This is a genomic window from Dendronalium sp. ChiSLP03b (assembly GCF_034531165.2).
Classification (GTDB): Bacteria; Cyanobacteriota; Cyanobacteriia; order Cyanobacteriales; family Nostocaceae; genus Dendronalium; species Dendronalium minutum.
The window spans coordinates 1-18,600 of record NZ_JAVRBR020000036.1; the positions used below are offsets into that span (position 1 = coordinate 1).

16 protein-coding genes are annotated in these 18,600 nt (G+C 42.2%); 10 read left to right on the forward strand and 6 right to left on the reverse strand.

The genetic code is table 11. The annotated features are described in order from the left end of the window. Positions 1-173: 173 nt before the first annotated feature. A complete protein-coding gene (locus RMY31_RS08365; RefSeq protein ID WP_409877715.1) occupies positions 174-992 on the reverse strand; it encodes a SirB1 family protein in 819 nt (272 codons plus the stop codon). 390 nt (positions 993-1,382) lie between these two features. On the opposite strand from RMY31_RS08365, the gene RMY31_RS08370 reads away from it, so the two are divergent. The 7 genes from RMY31_RS08370 (at position 1,383) to RMY31_RS08400 (ending at position 10,407) form a co-directional block, all read left to right on the forward strand. Further along, positions 1,383-1,559, forward strand: a complete 177-nt coding sequence (locus RMY31_RS08370) for a hypothetical protein (protein ID WP_409877717.1) — start codon at positions 1,383-1,385, stop codon at positions 1,557-1,559. Between the two features lie 204 nt (positions 1,560-1,763). Then, positions 1,764-2,525, forward strand: coding sequence for a DUF642 domain-containing protein (locus tag RMY31_RS08375; protein ID WP_409877719.1), 762 nt, complete (start codon positions 1,764-1,766; stop codon positions 2,523-2,525). Positions 2,526-3,149: 624 nt separating this feature from the next. Beyond that, positions 3,150-3,992: a PEP-CTERM sorting domain-containing protein gene (locus tag RMY31_RS08380; RefSeq protein WP_409877721.1), complete on the forward strand. Its 843-nt coding sequence runs from the start codon at positions 3,150-3,152 to the stop codon at positions 3,990-3,992. Positions 3,993-4,201: 209 nt separating this feature from the next. Continuing rightward, positions 4,202-5,650, forward strand: coding sequence for a F0F1 ATP synthase subunit beta (gene atpD / locus RMY31_RS08385; RefSeq protein WP_409877723.1), 1,449 nt, complete (start codon positions 4,202-4,204; stop codon positions 5,648-5,650). Between the two features lie 98 nt (positions 5,651-5,748). Beyond that, complete coding sequence (atpC, locus tag RMY31_RS08390; protein WP_409877725.1) at positions 5,749-6,162, forward strand: ATP synthase F1 subunit epsilon; 414 nt, start codon at positions 5,749-5,751, stop codon at positions 6,160-6,162. Positions 6,163-6,448: 286 nt separating this feature from the next. Continuing rightward, a complete protein-coding gene (locus tag RMY31_RS08395; protein ID WP_409877727.1) occupies positions 6,449-8,560 on the forward strand; it encodes an SPFH domain-containing protein in 2,112 nt (703 codons plus the stop codon). Positions 8,561-8,646: 86 nt separating this feature from the next. Further along, complete coding sequence (locus RMY31_RS08400; RefSeq protein WP_409877729.1) at positions 8,647-10,407, forward strand: protein kinase domain-containing protein; 1,761 nt, start codon at positions 8,647-8,649, stop codon at positions 10,405-10,407. Between the two features lie 10 nt (positions 10,408-10,417). Here the strand turns inward: RMY31_RS08400 and RMY31_RS08405 are convergent, their stop codons facing one another. The 5 genes from RMY31_RS08405 to RMY31_RS08425 all read right to left on the reverse strand — a co-directional run bounded on the left by RMY31_RS08405 (position 10,418) and on the right by RMY31_RS08425 (position 14,946). Then, positions 10,418-10,717 (reverse strand): 30S ribosomal protein PSRP-3, encoded by a 300-nt coding sequence (locus tag RMY31_RS08405; protein ID WP_094333099.1) that lies wholly within the window; start codon positions 10,715-10,717, stop codon positions 10,418-10,420. A 331-nt stretch (positions 10,718-11,048) separates the two neighbouring features. After that, positions 11,049-11,729 (reverse strand): DUF2834 domain-containing protein, encoded by a 681-nt coding sequence (locus RMY31_RS08410; RefSeq protein WP_409877732.1) that lies wholly within the window; start codon positions 11,727-11,729, stop codon positions 11,049-11,051. 32 nt (positions 11,730-11,761) lie between these two features. Further along, entirely contained in the window at positions 11,762-12,496 is a 735-nt protein-coding gene (locus RMY31_RS08415; protein WP_409877734.1) for a tetratricopeptide repeat protein, read from the reverse strand. Positions 12,497-13,080: 584 nt separating this feature from the next. Beyond that, complete coding sequence (gene hrcA, locus RMY31_RS08420) at positions 13,081-14,157, reverse strand: HrcA family transcriptional regulator (RefSeq protein ID WP_409877736.1); 1,077 nt, start codon at positions 14,155-14,157, stop codon at positions 13,081-13,083. A 429-nt stretch (positions 14,158-14,586) separates the two neighbouring features. Then, positions 14,587-14,946, reverse strand: a complete 360-nt coding sequence (locus tag RMY31_RS08425; RefSeq protein WP_409877738.1) for a rhodanese-like domain-containing protein — start codon at positions 14,944-14,946, stop codon at positions 14,587-14,589. A 182-nt stretch (positions 14,947-15,128) separates the two neighbouring features. Here RMY31_RS08425 and RMY31_RS08430 point away from each other — a divergent pair, with 182 nt between their 5' ends. The 3 genes from RMY31_RS08430 to cysE all read left to right on the forward strand — a co-directional run bounded on the left by RMY31_RS08430 (position 15,129) and on the right by cysE (position 18,586). Continuing rightward, positions 15,129-16,793: a DUF3352 domain-containing protein gene (locus RMY31_RS08430; RefSeq protein WP_409877740.1), complete on the forward strand. Its 1,665-nt coding sequence runs from the start codon at positions 15,129-15,131 to the stop codon at positions 16,791-16,793. 400 nt (positions 16,794-17,193) lie between these two features. After that, the gene (locus RMY31_RS08435; protein WP_409877742.1) at positions 17,194-17,682 is read left to right on the forward strand and encodes a hypothetical protein; all 489 of its coding nucleotides are present in this window, start codon (positions 17,194-17,196) and stop codon (positions 17,680-17,682) included. Between the two features lie 139 nt (positions 17,683-17,821). Beyond that, entirely contained in the window at positions 17,822-18,586 is a 765-nt protein-coding gene (cysE, locus tag RMY31_RS08440) for a serine O-acetyltransferase (RefSeq protein WP_409877744.1), read from the forward strand. Positions 18,587-18,600: the final 14 nt, after the last annotated feature.

Here is an 18,600-nt window from a genome sequence, read left to right on the forward strand (position 1 = left end):
TAATCAAGCAATGAGTAATGACTATAAAACTAACGCTCTAATCATCATTTCTTCTACCCCTACACCCTTACACCCCCACACCCTTACACCCTAAAACCAGGGTTTTAGGAACAAAACGTAAAAAACCTACACCTGTCAGCCTACTTCCCCTGCCCCTCTGCTTTCCTACTCCCTCACTTCCCTAAATCCGCGAGTAACCGCCGAATCACCATTGCATCTTCAGCATCAGGAACTTTTGCTAGATAAGTTTGTAAGTCTTCAACAGCTTGCGGATAATGGCCAAGTTGATAATAAAGCAGACCGCGATCGCGCACTTCTAAGGACACGCCAGGAAACAGCAGCAAAATTCTTTCAACCGCTGCCAGAGTTTTTTCTAAATCTTGCTGTTTCAGGTAAATAAATTTTAAATTTGTCAGCATTCGTGCCAAAAATTGCCGTTTACTTACGGGTGCTAAATATTCTGGTTGTAAACTCACAGGTTGTTGAAACATTTGAGCAAGCCGTTCTTGGCAATCTTGGGCAAACATCACCTCACCGTGATTATATGCATCGACAAAAATCTCTACATCTGGAATATCCGGACGGATTAAGAAGTGTCCTGGCATTCCTATTCCCACCATAGGAAAATCGATTCTGTGGGCAACTTCTAGGTAAACCAACGCCAAGGTAATGGGAATCCCTAATCGGCGATCTATAACATCATTTAAAAAACTGTTGCGAGGGTCGTAGTAATCTGTTTTATTTCCAGCAAATCCCAAGTCATCGTAGAAATACTGGTTTAAACTTTGAATCAGCCGTAGAGGATACCTTGAGGAAGGTAAGCGTTCTTGAACTTCACCTGCCATTGTGTCAAAGGCATTGAGGTATTCCTCTGGCTCAAGGTATGGATATTCTTCCTGTGCAATATATAAAGCTGCCTTTGCTAAGTCGATATGCTCGTCAAGCTGATGAATCTCCTGATAAAAATATTGCCGTGCTGACGAGAATTTCATAAGCAATTGCTCAATAGAAATATAAAGATGAAGAGGATCAACTGACACATATTTTGTGTATCTATCTTTATTTTATAGTTATTAAGAGGATTTGCAAATTTAATTTTTGCAAAGGTTTCAGGATTTTTAAATCTACTAAAATATAGACTTATTGTAAAAGAAGTAAATAATTTTATCTCAAGATTAATTATATCTGCGATTGCAGTAGTAGGTTGAACTATAAATGTTATAAAAAAGCTTTGTTGACAATTTTATATTCGTATTTTTCAGGATTTAAAAGTATTTATAACAGCAACCGCATTTTGTAGAAAAGCGTTTCGTAACTATTTTAATAACTTTCCTATACCCACTTACAAGTCAGCCATTCACGAGAAAATCTTACAATCAATCATGAAAAAGGAATATCCCCTACTCCCCAGTGCCCATTTCCAAGTTAGGCTCCCACAGGCAATTGCCCACAACGAGGGCATGAAAATGTCTTTCTCTTACAACCCTACACCAATTTTCAAGACAGTGAATGGAGTGTCTTGCGATCGCCAAATATGGCATTCATTCCTGAGTAATTGATTCTTGGTGTAAATATACGTATAAACACTAGCCACATAACCAATTACCTAGTACTCTATATAAGTACAATAAAAAACGCGGTTAAAAATTCTGCTAATTCATTTACAAGGAAAATCGTCAGTATAATATGTATTATTTTTAACAAAAATTTATTTTCAGTATCTACTACAGGTTGAACTAAACCTGACGCACTTGAGGCGTGATGTGCAATTTCGCCGAAACGATTACCTTTATAAATTGGGATTATTTCCACTGTCAACATTCAGTTCTTGGGAGAAATTCAGTTACACGGCTATGTTTATCCAAAAATTAGGTTTAAAAATTGGTGTGGGATTGACTCTGGGTTTTTTACCCCTAACTCTGGCTACTAAACCAGCCGCAGCTGTGAATCTTGTTACCAATGGCAGTTTTGAAAGTCCAGATATACCTACAAAGAGTTATAGATTTTTGTCTTCCATCCCCGGATGGAGTTTGGTAACTGGCTCTAAGGGCCGTATTGAAGTACAAGATCGGGTAGCTGGAAGCCCATTTGATGGTTTCCAATTTGTAGAATTAGATAGCACAGCAGTTACTGGTATCTTTCAAGACTTGGCAACTACAGTTGGTCAAAAGTACGAATTAACATTTGCTTTTTCACCCCGTCCAACAGTAGCTCAGAATATCTTGAATATTAATTGGGGGGGAAACTTGGTTGATTCTTTCTCTGCCAGTGGAGTCGGATTCAGTAATACAAACTGGAATACTTATACTTATGAGCTAGTTGCAACAAGTGCAACAACTCGCCTGAGTTTCGACAACTTAAATGAGATATCCAATAGTTTTGGTACTTACATAGACTATGTTAGCGTCACTAGTGTAACTACTGTTCCCGAACCTGCTTCAATTATGGGAGTTCTGGCTTTAGGAACTGTTGGCGCTACTTCACTTTGCAAGCGCCAAAAACAGAAAGTATCAGCTAAGGCATAAATTCATAGCTAACCGACTTTGAACGCTGCTGTGTTTGCACTCGCCAAACACAGCAGTTTTGTATTTTAAGTGTTGTTTGGAGCATTGTTCTGACCTTAACTAAATAAACCAAGAGCGCGTGCAATCGAGAAATGCTCTAGTCTTCTGGCAATCTATTCTCTAAAAGCATAATATTTATTTATAGCCATATCCACGCATAAACACGTAGATAAATTTACCTTAAAGTAGCAGCTAATTTTTACAAAGTTTTATCAGGCGATTTATCGTAAACTTTGCCTACAACCTATATCGAATATCTAGTTTAGCTTTTAATTCATCGAATTTTAATTTAATTATTCTGTAAATATACGTATAAAGACTAGCAACAGAAGCAATTTCCTAGTAACTTATATAGATATTAAGAACGAGGAAACCCTGAGTCACAACCTCGCTGATACATAAAATACAACATAGAAGTTAAATGCTATAAGCATTTTCACTATATTTTTATCTGCGATATCTGCGATAGGCGAATTCATAGCCTGTTGCGATTGAGGCGTTGTGTGCGATCGCGCCTGAACTTTTGCACTCATCAATCGCGATCGCTTCCATCGTTAAATACACCTGCTTGGAGAAATGAGTTTTGTGACAACAGCAACTGTGGTTAAAAAGTTATCAATGGCGACTGTCGGGGCAATGTTTATTGCACTAGGAATACTAAACCCAGGACAGGCGAAGGCAGCTACCATCGGGTCGGATAGTTTTGGCTACAAAGCTACAGACGATATCCATTTCACCTTTGAAGATATTTCAACGACAGGGACATCAGTATTAGCTGGCACTGATGACACCTTGAGTTCAGCAAATATCGGTTTCGACTTCCACTTCTACGGCATCAACTATAACAACGTATCCTTCACCGCCAACGGACTTTTGACATTTGCAGGCACAAACGTTTTATTTACTAATAAAAACTTGACCACAACTGCCCCATTAGGTAACCATCCCAGTATCGCCGTTCTGTGGGACGACTGGAAGTTCTCTAGCTCAGGAAACAGTGCTGTCTATTATCAAACACTTGGCCAAACGGGTAATCGACGGTTCATCACCCAATGGAACGCTGCCTTAGGATACCCAACTTCACCCAGTCCTGTAACCTTCCAGTCAGTTCTTTTCGAGGGTAGCAATGATATTCTCTTATCTTATCTAGACGTAGATGCTGGAAATAACAAATCCTTTGGCGGCAATGCAACAGTAGGCATTCGTGACATCGATGGACAGCTGAATGGTCGCAATCTCCAGTGGTCATTCGATTCACCAGTTATCAAAGACAGTCAATCTATCCGCTTTTCCTATTATTCTCCAGTCATCAAAGACAGTCAGTCTAGCCGCGTACCCGAACCTGCTTCTCTGGTTGGCTTGCTGGCATTGGCTGCTTGCAGTACTAGTTCTTCACTCCTGAAACGCCAACACCAGATCAATACTTAATTCATCCCCAAAATCCTTGCTTTGACGATCGCTGTATCCACTGCTGTTATACACAGCAGTTTTTTATTGCTAGTTACCATCAAGCTGCTTTTTAAGGAATTACTAAGGGAGTTGTGTCCCCTTGCGGTGCTACAGTGAAAGATGACATTGCTTAATCTTATGTCTTCTACGACCCTATCTGAAATATAGCTTCAATCATTAGGCGCAGCATGGTCACAACCGCAGAAAAAACAAACATTGGTTACATTACCCAAATTATTGGTCCTGTTGTAGACGTTAAATTCCCTAGCGGAAAATTGCCGCAAATCTACAACGCTTTGACCATCAAAGGCACCAACGAAGCTGGACAAGAAATCAACCTTACCGTTGAAGTACAGCAATTGCTGGGCGACAATCAGGTGCGGGCTGTTGCTATGAGCACCACCGATGGCTTAGTGCGTGGTCTGGAAGTCGTTGATACTGGCGCTCCCATCAGCGTGCCAGTTGGTAAAGCCACCTTGGGTCGCATTTTCAACGTCCTTGGCGAACCCGTAGATAATCAGGGGCCTGTAAATGCTGAGGCAACCTTACCCATCCACCGCTCTGCTCCCAAATTCACTGAACTGGAAACTAAACCTTCCGTGTTCGAGACTGGGATTAAAGTTGTTGACCTTCTGACTCCCTATCGACGCGGCGGTAAGATTGGTCTGTTTGGCGGTGCTGGTGTCGGTAAGACCGTGATCATGATGGAGTTGATTAACAACATCGCCACCCAGCACGGTGGCGTGTCTGTTTTTGCTGGTGTGGGTGAGCGCACCCGTGAGGGAAATGACCTCTACAACGAAATGATTGAATCTGGGGTGATCAATAAAGACAACCTCAATGAGTCGAAGATTGCTCTAGTCTATGGTCAGATGAACGAGCCACCTGGAGCCAGAATGCGGGTTGGTCTGTCAGGGTTGACCGTAGCTGAGTACTTCCGGGATGTTAACAAGCAGGATGTGCTGCTGTTTATTGACAACATCTTCCGGTTCGTACAAGCAGGTTCGGAAGTATCAGCGCTACTGGGTCGGATGCCCTCAGCGGTAGGATACCAGCCCACTCTCGGAACCGACGTAGGTGAACTGCAAGAGCGAATTACCTCGACTACAGAGGGTTCGATTACCTCCATTCAGGCAGTATACGTACCCGCAGACGACCTCACCGACCCCGCACCTGCAACCACCTTTGCCCACTTGGACGGAACAACAGTGCTGTCTCGCGGTTTGGCAGCTAAGGGTATTTATCCAGCTGTGGATCCCCTTGGTTCGACTTCCACCATGCTACAGCCCAACATTGTGGGTGACGAACACTACAATACTGCGCGTGCCGTGCAGTCAACTCTGCAACGTTATAAAGAACTGCAAGACATTATTGCTATTCTCGGTCTGGATGAACTGTCTGAAGAAGACCGTCTGATCGTGGCGCGGGCGCGGAAGGTTGAGCGTTTCTTGTCTCAGCCGTTCTTCGTGGCAGAAGTGTTCACAGGCTCTCCTGGTAAGTATGTGAAGTTGGAAGACACCATCAAAGGGTTCCAGAAGATTCTGTCTGGTGAATTAGACGATCTACCAGAACAGGCCTTCTACTTGGTAGGCGATATTAACGAAGCGATCGCCAAAGCCCAAAAGCTCAAGGGTTAATTAGTTAGTAGTTAGTAGTCAGTAGTCAGTGGTTAAAAATACCTAACAACTGACAACTGGCAACTCACAACTCACAACTCACAACTCACAACTCACAAATGACATTAACCGTTCGTGTAATTTCCCCAGATAAAACAATTTGGGATGCCCCAGCTGATGAAGTAATTTTGCCCAGCACAACTGGTCAGCTAGGTATCCTGAGTGGACATGCGCCACTTTTGACTGCCTTAGATACAGGTGTTATGCGAGTACGCGCCAGTAAAAATCAGCCTTGGCAAGCGATCGCCCTTTTGGGTGGCTTTGCCGAAGTTGAGGAAAATGAAGTGACAATTCTAGTGAATGGCGCTGAACGCGGCGATAAAATAAACCTTGAAGAAGCTCGTGCTGCCTACAGCCAAGCAGAAGCACGTCTGAATCAAGTGCCACAAGGCGATCGCCAAGCCCAAATCCAGGCAACTCAAGCCTTCAAACGCGCCCGCGCTCGCTTTCAAGCAGCTGGTGGTTTGGTCTAAAATCTTAATTACTTCTTACTTTTACTTTGTGGGGTGGGCTGTTTGTCCACCCCATAGTATTTACAGTAGTTTTCAACTGTCTGCCATTATAAAAATGAGGAATTTTCTGTATTCTGAACGCCAGTTGCTCTACTTGGGGAAACCCCTACGTACCCGTCACTGGCTCCTCCTAACTCCTGACCGCGATATAAATTTTGCGAACGAAATTACACCAAGTTTAAGAAATCTCGCATAGCCAAAGTGAAGTGTTAACTTAGGTAATTAGTTGCCCAGAAGGGCACAAATTATGAAAAATTTTCCATCTTCCATTGGTAAGCGTAAACAAAATAAATTAACTTGTTTCGCAACATCTTTAATAGCAACATTGGCGCTAGCTAGCACTGTTAATTCTGCCAATGCTACTACTTTAAAAACAACTATTGTAAAAGAAATTAGCTCGGTATCGGTGCAACTGAGCCAGACAAAACCCAGCACTACTCAGTTACCAAATAGCAGGATTCAATATCAAGCAATGCAACTGTCACCGTGGGGACTTGTCCCCATTGCGGTGGTTGGCGGTTTTGTCATATTCGTCCCCCTGTTCTTTGGTGGGTTGGTAGTTATCGGTGAGCGTGAAGTCGGCATTGTAGTAAGAAAATTTACCCTTTCCGGGCGTGGCCTTCCAGCCGACAGACTTATTGCCCTCAACGGCGAAGCAGGCTTACAGGCAGACACTCTGGCTCCTGGTTGGCACTGGGGTTATTGGCCTTGGCAGTACTCGGTTCGGAAAGAGTCGGTAGTGGTTGTCCCCCAAGGTGAAATTGCCTTAATTGTTGCGGCAGATGGTGCATCTAACCCACCAGAGCGTATCCTGGGTAAAATTGTTGCTTGTGACAATTTCCAAGATGCTCGAAAATTCCTGACTCAAGGCGGCGAAAAAGGTCGGCAGATGGGTTTTCTCACAGCTGGTACTTACCGTATCAACACTGCCTTGTTTAAAGTTATCATGGCAGCCAATGCCACTGCTCATGGCATGAGTCCCGAACAGTTGCGAGTGTACAGCGTTGCATCTGACAAAGTTGGCGTAGTTACTACCCTAGATGGTGTGCCAATATCCGGTGGTGAAATTGCCGGATCTGTAATTGAAGGCCACGATAACTTCCAGAATGGTCAAAAATTTCTGGATGGACGTGGGCGACGAGGCTTGCAAGAGCAGATTTTGCTTTCTGGTTCTTGGAATCTAAATCCTTGGTTTGTCAGCATTGAGCAAGTGCCAATGACGGAAATTCCCATTGGGTATGTGGGCGTGGTAATTTCTTTTGTGGGTAAAGCTCAAGAAGATGTTAGTGGTGTGGCTTTCACCCACGGTAATTTAGTGAATCCTGGGCATAAGGGCGTGTGGGTTGAACCTTTGTATCCTGGTAAACACCCGCTGAACACGCGCATCATGAAAGTAGAATTGGTGCCAACCACTAATATAGTGTTGAACTGGTCAGGGCGTACTGAACGGCACAAATACGACGCTAATTTGGAAGCTTTGACAGTACGCTCTACAGATGGGTTTGCCTTTGATTTGGAAGTATCGCAAATCATCCATGTTGGTGCTTTGGATGCTCCGAAGGTGATTTCTCGCGTTGGCTCGATGCAAAATTTGGTTGATAACGTGCTGGAGCCAAGCATCGGTAATTATTTCCGTAACTCGGCTCAAGACTACACTGTACTAGACTTTTTGAATGCCCGCAGTGAACGTCAAACTGAAGCATCTGAGTATATTAAGGCGGCATTGCGGGCTTATGATGTGCAAGCGATTGACACCTTGATTGGTGATATTCAGCCGCCAGCATCGTTAATGCAGACACAGACAGACCGCAAAATCGCCGAAGAGCAACGCAAAACTTATGAAGTCCAGCAGATGGCTCAAACGCAACGGCAACAACTTGTCCGGGAAACAGCGCTGGCTGATATTCAACAAGAAATGGTGAAATCAGAGCAGAGTGTACATATTGCTGATTTGAAAGCGCAAGCGCAAATCAAGCAAGCGAATGGTGAAGCTGAGGGTATAAAACTGCGAGCAATTGGTGAGGCTGAAGGCATTCGTGCTACAGGTAATGCCAAAGCTGAAACTTACCGTGCTGGTGTGGAAGCTTTGGGGTCATCTGGTTATACAGCAATGCAAATAATGCAGATTATAGGCGATCGCAATGTCCGTCTCATCCCTGATGTTCTTGTCGGTGGCAGCAATGGCAGCACCAACGGCTTAGTAGATGGTCTACTATCGATGATTTTATGGAATCAAACAGCTAAGCCAGGTGAAATAACACCAACACCTTTGCATCCGCAACCGATAGTTCCCAAAACACCACCAGCCCCGCCAAACGGTGCTACTCCGCTAGTTGTAGAATTTCCTACGGATAAGTAACCTCATTGGCAATTAAATAGAATTTAGGAGCTAAGAGAAAAATGATTCTGGCTCCTCTTGACTCCCTTCTCTAAAGTAGAGAAATTTTGCTGTTACAAGAACGTTATCGTTTACTCAAACTAATTGGTAAAGGGGGATTCTGCAAAACCTTCCTCGCTGTAGATGAGGGACAGTTTCCTCCAGCTCCTTGTGTAATTCAAGAATTCTCTTTGCAAAACGAAAAGCCCGAATTATTTAAGCAAAAGGCACAGCTTTTAAAGGAATTAGGGAAGCATCCCCAAATTCCTAACTTACTAGTATATTTCCAGCAAAACCAGTATTTTTATTTAGTGCAAGAGTTTATCGAGGGTAGCAATTTAGCTCAAGCAGTTGAGGAAGAAGGTGCTTTCAATGAAACTCAGATTTGGCAACTTTTAGAGGATTTATTACCAGTTCTCAAATTTATTAGCGATCGCAAGATCGTCCACCGCGATATTAAACCCCAAAATATCCTTCGTTCGCGAAACCAAGAGAATTTAATCTTAGTTAATTTTGGTAATGCGAAAATTGTCACAGGGCTAGAACAGTTAACAGATGAAAACAGTATTGGTAGTCCAGAATATACTGCACCAGAGCAAACAAGGGGAAAAGCAGTTTTTGCAAGTGACCTTTATAGTTTGGGTGTAACTTGTATTTATCTGCTAACCCAGATTTCTCCTTTCGATTTATTTGATATTGCTAATAATTGTTGGGCTTGGCAAGAATATCTTACCAATAGAGTCAGCGATCGCTTGGCGCAAATACTTGACAAGCTGCTACAAAATGCTGTTAATCAGCGCTTTCAATCAGCTGCTGAAGTCATGCAAGCGATAGGTATAGAATTCAAAATCCAAAATCCAAAATCCAAAATTCAAAATACTCTGTGGAAATGCTTGCACACTCTCAGAGGACATTCTGATAATTTGAGTAGTGTTAATACCTTGTCCATAAGTCCCGACGGGAATCTTTTGACTAGTGGCAGTGATGACAAAATCATCAAATTGTGGGATTTAAATACTAAAAAAATAGTGGCTAATCTAGCCTCACATTCCCAAGCAGTAACATCAGTTGCTTTTAGTCCAAATGGTGAAATTCTGGCAACAGCTAGCGATGATAAAACTATCAAATTATGGCAACTTAATACATTGAGAAAGACATTTACTTTATGCGGTCATTCACACGCTGTAAAATCAGTTGCTTTTAGTCCTGATGGGCAGATTCTTGCTAGTGGCAGTTGGGATAAGAAAGTCAAACTCTGGCATGTAAACACTGGGACAGAAATTTGCACTTTAACGGGGCATCAATTACAAGTAAGTTCAGTAGCTTTTAGTCCCAAAGGACAGCTTTTAGCTAGTGCAAGTTTCGACAGAACGATTTGCTTGTGGCAGTTAATTACTATCGAAGCAGCGGGGACAGAACTGCAAAACCGCCCATGCTATGCCTTATTAGGCACCCTTTCGGGTCATACACGAGCGGTTTTGACAATCGCTTTTAGTCCAGATGGTAAAATTCTGGCAACAGCTAGCGATGATAACACTATTAAATTGTGGGAGGTCAACACTGGTCAGCTGATTAGTACAATGTCAGGCCATTCGTGGTCAGTAGTAGCAATCGCTTTCACTGCTGATGGCAAGACGCTGATAAGTGCAAGTTGGGACAAGACAGTTAAACTCTGGAGGGTAAGCACAGCAGAAGAAATTGCTAGTCTCTGTGGTCATGTAGACTCAGTATCTGCCGTTGCTGTTAGCCCTGTTGCACAACTGATTGCTAGTGGCAGCAGGGACAAGACCATTAGACTGTGGAAACTTGTAGAACAGCAAGGAAGCTAACTGTGCAATATCAAGCGCTACCCGTAAAGGCAACTTCCGGAAATTTTAACTGGGCTTCTGCCATCGGGCGGTTTCTGCCTTCTTCTTGCCAGTAGTTAATCACTTCGGTTGCCTTATTTAGCAACTCGACGCGATCTAGGTCAGTAATCCAGTGCTTGGATTCTAGTTCCTTTTTTAACTCTTCCCAGGCATCATTTCTGGGCCAGAAAAAGTACTTGGTTAAAGGACTAGTGCCTTTTCCTACAACTTGATCGACTGCTAGGGCAACGTTCTCGTCTAACCACAAAATTTTTAAAATGAACTTGGTCAATCACACCTCCGGGGAATAACCGGGCATTAGTTATTAAGATTGCGATCGCTTATTTTAACGCAATACCTCACCCGATGGCTAATGGCACTTTAAGAGCCTAACTCACAGATGATGGAGGTGAGGAGATCGGAGGAGCAGGGGGACAAGGGGGAGAATAATAACTTTTAACTCCTGCCTCCTGATACCATTTCACGAAAATAATGAAACAGATCTAACCCCTGAAAGCCGGACTAGGTAAGACTTTATTGATTACGAATTACGTTAGCGCAGCGTTAGCGACGCAGGAGCGTCACTACGAATTACGAATTGGTATGACAACTGATTCCTCACTTTAGTTGGTGGTTGGTTGTCGCTGACTGGGTATAGCTTCTGCAATTGCTTCTGCTAGAGGTGGACGCACACATAAATAAATCAAAGGGCCGAAGAGTGGAATTAAGGCTATTAACCAGAATAACTGCTGATTTTTCCAATCGCGACGCACCATATCATCTCCTAGCAATGTTGGAAACAATAGGCAAAGTAGGCAAAAATCTAAACTCATCACATGAATAAAGCGATTAGTTTGCCACTGTTGCACAAAATTTCCCCAGTCTCCTCCTTGTAAACCAAAGGCAACTAAGAGAACTGAGGCTAAAGTCAGAATAAAGCCAGTTACACGGGAATCTAGCAGCTTAAGAAAGGTATTCTTTTTACCAATAAACTGCTGATTTGGTTCTCTTAGCCCTAGGTACGGTAACAGAGCAAACGCACCAACTGCGAAAGAAGTGGTAGCAAATAGCCAAGCAGGTATTTTTTGTCCTCTGCCATCAATAAAAATTACTGCGCTGTATACTAGAGGCCAGATGCCCATAATGTTGAATAGTGCTATTACTAGCGGGTTAATGCCTTGCCACTGACCAATGGACAAGTTTTTAATCAACTCAAATGTACCGGGCTGTTCGGGAGGGGCAAAGAGAAAAGCATAGGCAATAAATCCCAGCCATATCACCCCAAAGGTAATTTTTCTCAGCATCAATAATTAAAAAATTTAAAAACAAATTTATTTTAACGTCCTATAGTCTTTAATAATTTCTTTGCTTTACCAATAGAATGACGATTGCGTTTATAGTGAAAATAAGACGACCCTTGAACTTTTGCAATCATAGTTTCTAAATAGCTACGAGCCGTTTGAGTATCGCCTTGTTGCGAAAGAATTTGTGCCAGTACAATATACGCTTCTGGATGACTCCAATTTTTTATATGTTTTGCTAAATGGAGTTTAGCGGTATCGAGTTCTTTTAAAGCAAAAAGTGTTTCTCCATAAGCTAGAGAAGCATCTCCATACTTGTAATTTGGGTCTTTGTTTAAAAGTGTTTGCAAATGCCGTTGGGCATTAACAAAGTTCTTTTTCTTAATATCAATCAATGCTGCACCCCAAAGGGCTTGAAAATTGTCCGCCTCCTTTTCTAAAGCCTGCTTGTAAGCCTCTTCTGCTTTATCAAACATTCCCATATCAGAAAGCAGATTTCCTAGAAGAACGTACTGATGAGCTTTGCCGATATTCCTAGCTTGTGACTCTGCTATCCATAGTTCGCGGCTACGTGTCCAGCGAGTGAAATAATTGGGAAGTGGGATATCTCCTCGCGGTATCCAGCGTGTCAAGAAGTAGATGAACGCGCCAGGAAAATTAATCAAAATTAAAATCCAAAGCCATAATTGCCTCTCTGGCTCGTTGCGAATACAGTCATAAATCATGAATAACCAAAATCCAGTCATCAAAAATCCTATAACTTCTATCATTGACTAAATATCCTTTTACCAAAGCTTAAAAGTTTAACTATCTCTTTGAGATAAATGATGCATTTCTTCTTTCTAGAAATACATTAGCTACAAAAAATTAGGGTATTATGGATGAATACCACATATGTTTCTAAAATATAAAGCTTTAAAGAAGAATCTCTATTTAAACTCAGTTTGAGCTAGTTCATCAAGGGGAATTCACACAGAGATAAATTCAATTACAGGAACTAGCAGTCGAGAGTTGTACCAATTCTCTCAAATGCGGCAACAGATTCAAGCCTGGAAACCCAGAGATAGACTTTCTTAATTACGAATTAGTATTAGGAATCAGAAGGGATACAAAGCTTTGGGTTTGTCAGAAATTAGGAAAACTCCACCCATCAAAGGACGGAGTTTGATTACAGAAAAAATTTTTACTAGTTTCGTCCCTAATAAATCGAGTCACAAACCAGTAATCATTTACCAGTCAGATAGAAACCCTCCTGTATCCAGTACGGGCGTTCCTTAGTGTTGCCGTACCCTTACGCAGAAGCAAGCTACGCGCAGGGAACCTATAAAAGAAGGGTATGGTTGTTCGTTCCTACTCAACTGAAAGCCTCCGAGAGATAATCAGCAGCAGCAGCTACAACTGCGATCGCACTTTCGTAGTCTAAGCGTGTTGGCCCCAAAACACCCACACTCCCGACTGGTACTGAACCTCGGCGATAAGTGGAAGAAATCAAGCTACAGGTACGTATCGGTTCTAGTGGGTTTTCTGCACCAATGCGAACTGTTACCCTTGGTTTACCCGCTTCTTCAGCCTCCGGCTCATCAAAGATTAATGGCCACAGTTGGTCTTGTTCTTCTTCTAACAGATGGATAAGCGTTTGCACTTGCTGTAATTGAGAAAATTCTGGCTGACGCAAAACCTCTGCCACACCCCGAACCATAATTTGTGTGGCAGCTGGTGCAATAGTCCTACGAGTTAATTCTGCAACTGAATTTTTCAAAAATTCGCCATAGCGTTGGAATTCCCGATCTAATTGACTCCAGTCTAGGCTGGCTAATTCCAACAAACTTCGCCCCCGCAAATGGCTATTCAAAAAGTTAGAAACAATCTGTAACTCGCGATCGATTACTTCTGGATCTGGTTGTTTTTCTTCCTGCACTGGCGGCAAATCCATCAATTTGGAATGGGTTTCATAACCATCTGTTACCACAATCAGCACAATCCGTCCCGCTTCAATTTGCACTAATTGCAGATGTCGCAAAATTGCTGTAGTGGTTTGCGGCATGGTAATCAAGCTAATACACCCACTCAAGGTTGCTAAGATTTGGGCAGCTCCTTGCAGCAGAGATTCCAAACTCCAATCTTCCCAATGTAGGCGCTGTTGTAGTGTCAGTTCCACCTCTTTTGCTAAAACTTCTGAAGGTGTAATCAGCTGGTTAACATAAATGCGATAACCTGAGTCTGAAGGTACTCGCCCAGCAGAGGTATGCGGTTGGTAAAGTAACCCAGATTTTTCTAATACGCCCATCACATTGCGAATTGTCGCTGAACTAACACCCAGGTTGTACTCCTCGACTAAAGCTTTTGAACCAACAGGCTCTGCCGTAGCGATATAGTGACGTACCGTTGCCCAAAGTATATGCTGTTGTCGATTTGTCAACTGGACTTCCATAAGGTATGTTTTGCTGTAGGCAAATTTTAATCAAACTTTGAAAAATTTGAGATTTGAAACCAAAATAGATTAATAATAGTTAATTAAAATAGCAGAATATTTAGTTATATATCTAGTTTCTATAATAAGGCTTAAATATTGCTATTTCATCAAGCTTGACTTGTGTCAGCAAAATCACTGCTGTCATTTACAAATTATTTAGTCTATACTTAAGTATTTTTGCATATTTATAAAATATTTTTGTATCTTAAAATACTAGTTTTTAGAACTGTTTGAGATATATACAGGGTAGAGAAATTCTCCATTTTAACTAAGTCGCAAACTTTTGCAGTGGGACTTTTACCTTTGCAATGTTGTATTAAGAGTAGCATTGTTCGGATGAAAGCGTCAGTCCCAAATGAACAATGCTGGGGTTTATGAGACAATGAGCTAATATTGGGGAACTGAAGGGTCAACTAATAGTGAATAGGCATCTATGCCGCCCGCAATATTCTTAACATTTGTAAATCCTTGAGCAACTAACCACTGACACATCTGGGCAGAACGGACACCGTGGTGACATAGCACAAGGGTTTCAGCATGAGGATTGAACATAGTCGGGACTTCATCGCCCCATTCGACAAATTCACTCAGAGGCAGGTTTACAAAGCGCTCAAGGCTGGCGATCGCCAATTCTTGTGGTTCTCGCACATCGACTAACTGAATACTTGCATCATTAGAAGCCAGCTTTTGTGCCAGTTCTTCTACACTAATCTGAGTAATGGGTGGATCGAAAGATTTCCCAGTCATAAGGTTTTTGTAGACAATCCTATATTATTTATGGTGGCAGAAAATCTGTACCATAGCATGAGCATTTATTAAAGATGACTAATGAATGTTGGTCTTGAGTTCATCTGTAACTTTTATGGCTGATAACTTATGAAGTACAAATTTTCAAACTTCATCCTTTATCCTTAATACTTTTTTCTAATATGTCTAATGTGAATAGGCAACGCTCATTCTTAGGTTTTGTGGTAGCTGGTGCGATCGCCCTACTAGTAATTGTTATCTTCGGCTTTTACTGGTTTTTCGTCAAAAGTCCAGTTAATTTGACTGCCTCTAATTCTCAATCTGGTGCTGCCATATTTGTATCGAAACTTGCGCCTGTGATGGTGTCATTGCTGACAAATCCCGACCGTTTGCAGGCTTTGGAACGTGAAGGAGAATTATCTAAACTCAAAACCAGTTTATTGGCTAAGAGTGGCATAGATTACAAACAAGATATTCAACCTTGGTTAGGAAATGAAATTACACTAGCTGTCACCACTTTAGACATAGATCGCGACTCGGAAAACGGCAAACAGCCAGGATATTTGATGGCGCTAGCAACCGATAAACCAGAGAAAAGCCGCGAATTTGTAGATTTGTTGTTTTCCAAGCGGGTGTTAGCTGGAGCCAATCTATCTGTGGAACAATACGAAGGAGCGAAACTGCTTTACGATAATTCTCAACCGCAACAAGATTCACTCGCTGGCGCAGTTGTTGATGGGTTTGTATTGTTTGCTAACGATCCGAAAGTGCTGCGAGACGCAATTAATAACGTCCAAGCGCCCGATCTTAATTTAACTAGTTCTCCCCAATACCAAAAAGCTACTCAAAAATTGCCCAAAGGCTCTGTAGCGGAGGCTTTTCTCAATCTCCCCACCGTGGCAAAATGGCAAGGATTAGAACTGCCAGAACCAAATTACGACAGCGAAATTATTTCCCTGTTATTAAACCCCAAAGGCGTTTTAGCAGAAACGAGCTTTTTGGCTTCATCGGCAATTGTTCCGCCATCACCGCTATTATCTAAACCTGTGGAGGCACTGAAATATATTCCAGCGTCGGCAGGTTTGGCAATTTCTGGTGCGAATTTGAGCGATTTGAGTAACAGCAATTTAGCTCAACTCTGGACACAAGTGAAAACAGCTATATCTAGTTCTTCTAGGACAGATGTAATTTCCAGATTGGTACAACCTTTAGCAGATATTCAAAAAAGCAAAGGCATTAACTTGCAACAGGATATCTTTAGCTGGGTAGAAGGGGAATACGCCGTAGCATTGTTACCCCGTGAGGATAAAATAACTCCCGATTGGCTTTTTGTCGTGGAAAAATTAGAGAGTGTACCAGAAGGCATTTCTCGTTTAGATGCGATCGCTTCCTCAAATGGACTTAGTACTAGTTCCTTGAATCTAGATAAGCAAAAAATCTTTGCTTGGACAGAGTTAATACCTACTAAACAAAGCGATACCAAAGACCGTTTATCATATAGTATCGAGGCAAAAGTACAGGGAGTGCATACAACTCTAGGCAATTATGAAATTTTCGCCTCAAACTTGGAAACACTAAATGAAGTTATTACAGTCAAAGAAAATTCTTTAAATAACAATCGTAGTTTCCGAAATAGTATCGCTGCTATTCCCCAACCCAACCAGGGATATCTTTATCTCGACTGGACGAAAAGTCAACCTCTGCTAGAGCGTCAACTACCTATTCTCAAGCTAGTAGAAGTAGTAGGCAAACCGTTTTTCAACAACCTGCGATCGCTAACAGTCAGTAGTTACGGTAGCGAACCAGAATCAATCAAAGGTGGACTTTTCTTTCAGTTCCATCAATAGTTATTGTGCTTTTTATGTTTGAAGAAGGGACATAGTGATAAGACAGCTAGGTTAATATTATTTAGCTCTTAATAAAACATAAAACTTATGTAGAGTGTAAAGGTTAAAGGTGACGCGCCATTCACATATGGCTCATTGCGTTACGGCTTCGCCGAAAACACCCTACATCATTTTTTGTAGTTGAACTACTTAGCATTATTAACCCAGACATCGTGTAAAAATCTAGTAAAGCAGAGGATTAAAATGTAAAAAATTTGCTTTTGCTTTCGCTTATCTTGCTTTCCAATTTATTAGCTGTGGCACATGATAATGTGGCACAAAAAATGACAATTTGTTGGAAAAGTTTTTACTAAAATATGTATATATCATTACTATTTTAACAGCCCGATGGAGGGCTATTATGAAATATTGTCGTCCCCGACTTTATTTTCGAGGCGGTTGGCTCTTAGCTATACTCGCTGTTGTCAATGCTACACCTGTAATAGCAGAGACATCAAATTTTGGTGCATTCAACCTGTCCCCAGGTTTTGAGCAAGGCAAGGGAAAAGTAGCGGGTTACACGGGTGGTTCTTACCCCTTGTCTGCTATGAGTAACCGCGATCGCGATCGGCAAGCTTGTATTGGCTTTGCCGATCCTAAACCAGACCACATCATGATTTTGGAGAAAGACTTTTCTCACCTAAAAGTATTAGTTAACAGCCGGGGCTACGATACTACTTTACTCATTCAAGGGCCAGACGAAAACAACATTCGCTGTGGTGATGACACTGGAAAGAAGAAAGACGCTAGCGTTGACGATGAAAACTGGAAAAAAGGAACCTATAGGATTTGGGTAGGAAGTTTTAACCCTGGAGTCGAACGTAAGTACACTTTGATTGTGCAGCAATAAAGATGGGGATTGGTGACTGGGGACTAGGAAAATCTTTTCCAATACCTAGTACCCAATACCCAGTACTCAATACCAGAGATAACACCTGGGACGATAAGATGAGAGAGTAGCTCGTTTTGCTTTCCGAGGGTACTATCTCGTGCTATCTACACTCCGTGCTGACTTTCGTATCATCTTTGAACGTGACCCAGCTGCTCGTAATTGGTTGGAGGTCTTGTTTTGTTACCCCGGTTTACAAGCCCTGCTATTCCATAGGCTAGCTCACTGGCTGTATGATATCGGTCTTCCCTTTATCCCCCGCTTGATTTCTCACATAGCTCGGTTTTTGACTGGAATTGAAATCCACCCAGGCGCAACAATTGGGTATGGTGTGTTCATTGACCACGGTATGGGTGTGGTCATTGGTGAAACTGCGATCGTGGGCGACTATGCACTGATTTATCAAGGTGTTACCCTTGGGGGGACTGGTAAAGAATGCGGCAAGCGCCATCCCACTTTGGGTGAAAATGTTGTAGTTGGGGCTGGAGCGAAGGTACTAGGAAATATCCAAATTGGCAACAATGTCCGTATCGGTGCAGGTTCAGTTGTGCTGAGAGATGTGCCTTCGAGTTGCACAGTAGTAGGTGTACCTGGTCGCATTATCTATCGTTCTGGAGTGCGGGTTGCCCCCCTAGAACACAACAACTTACCAGACTCGGAAGCTGAAGTAATTCGCGCTTTAGTTGACCGCATTGAGTTGCTAGAACAACAAATAGAAAATCTACAGCGCCTAAATTCTCATGAAAAAACTCCTGTATTAGTAGGTTCTATAGCTACTAAAGAAGGTGATTTATCACAAGAAGCTCCTGTGTGTAGTCTTAGGGATAAGGCAATACAGCAGTTTCTAGATGGTGCTGGTATTTAGCTGCGACAAATTCA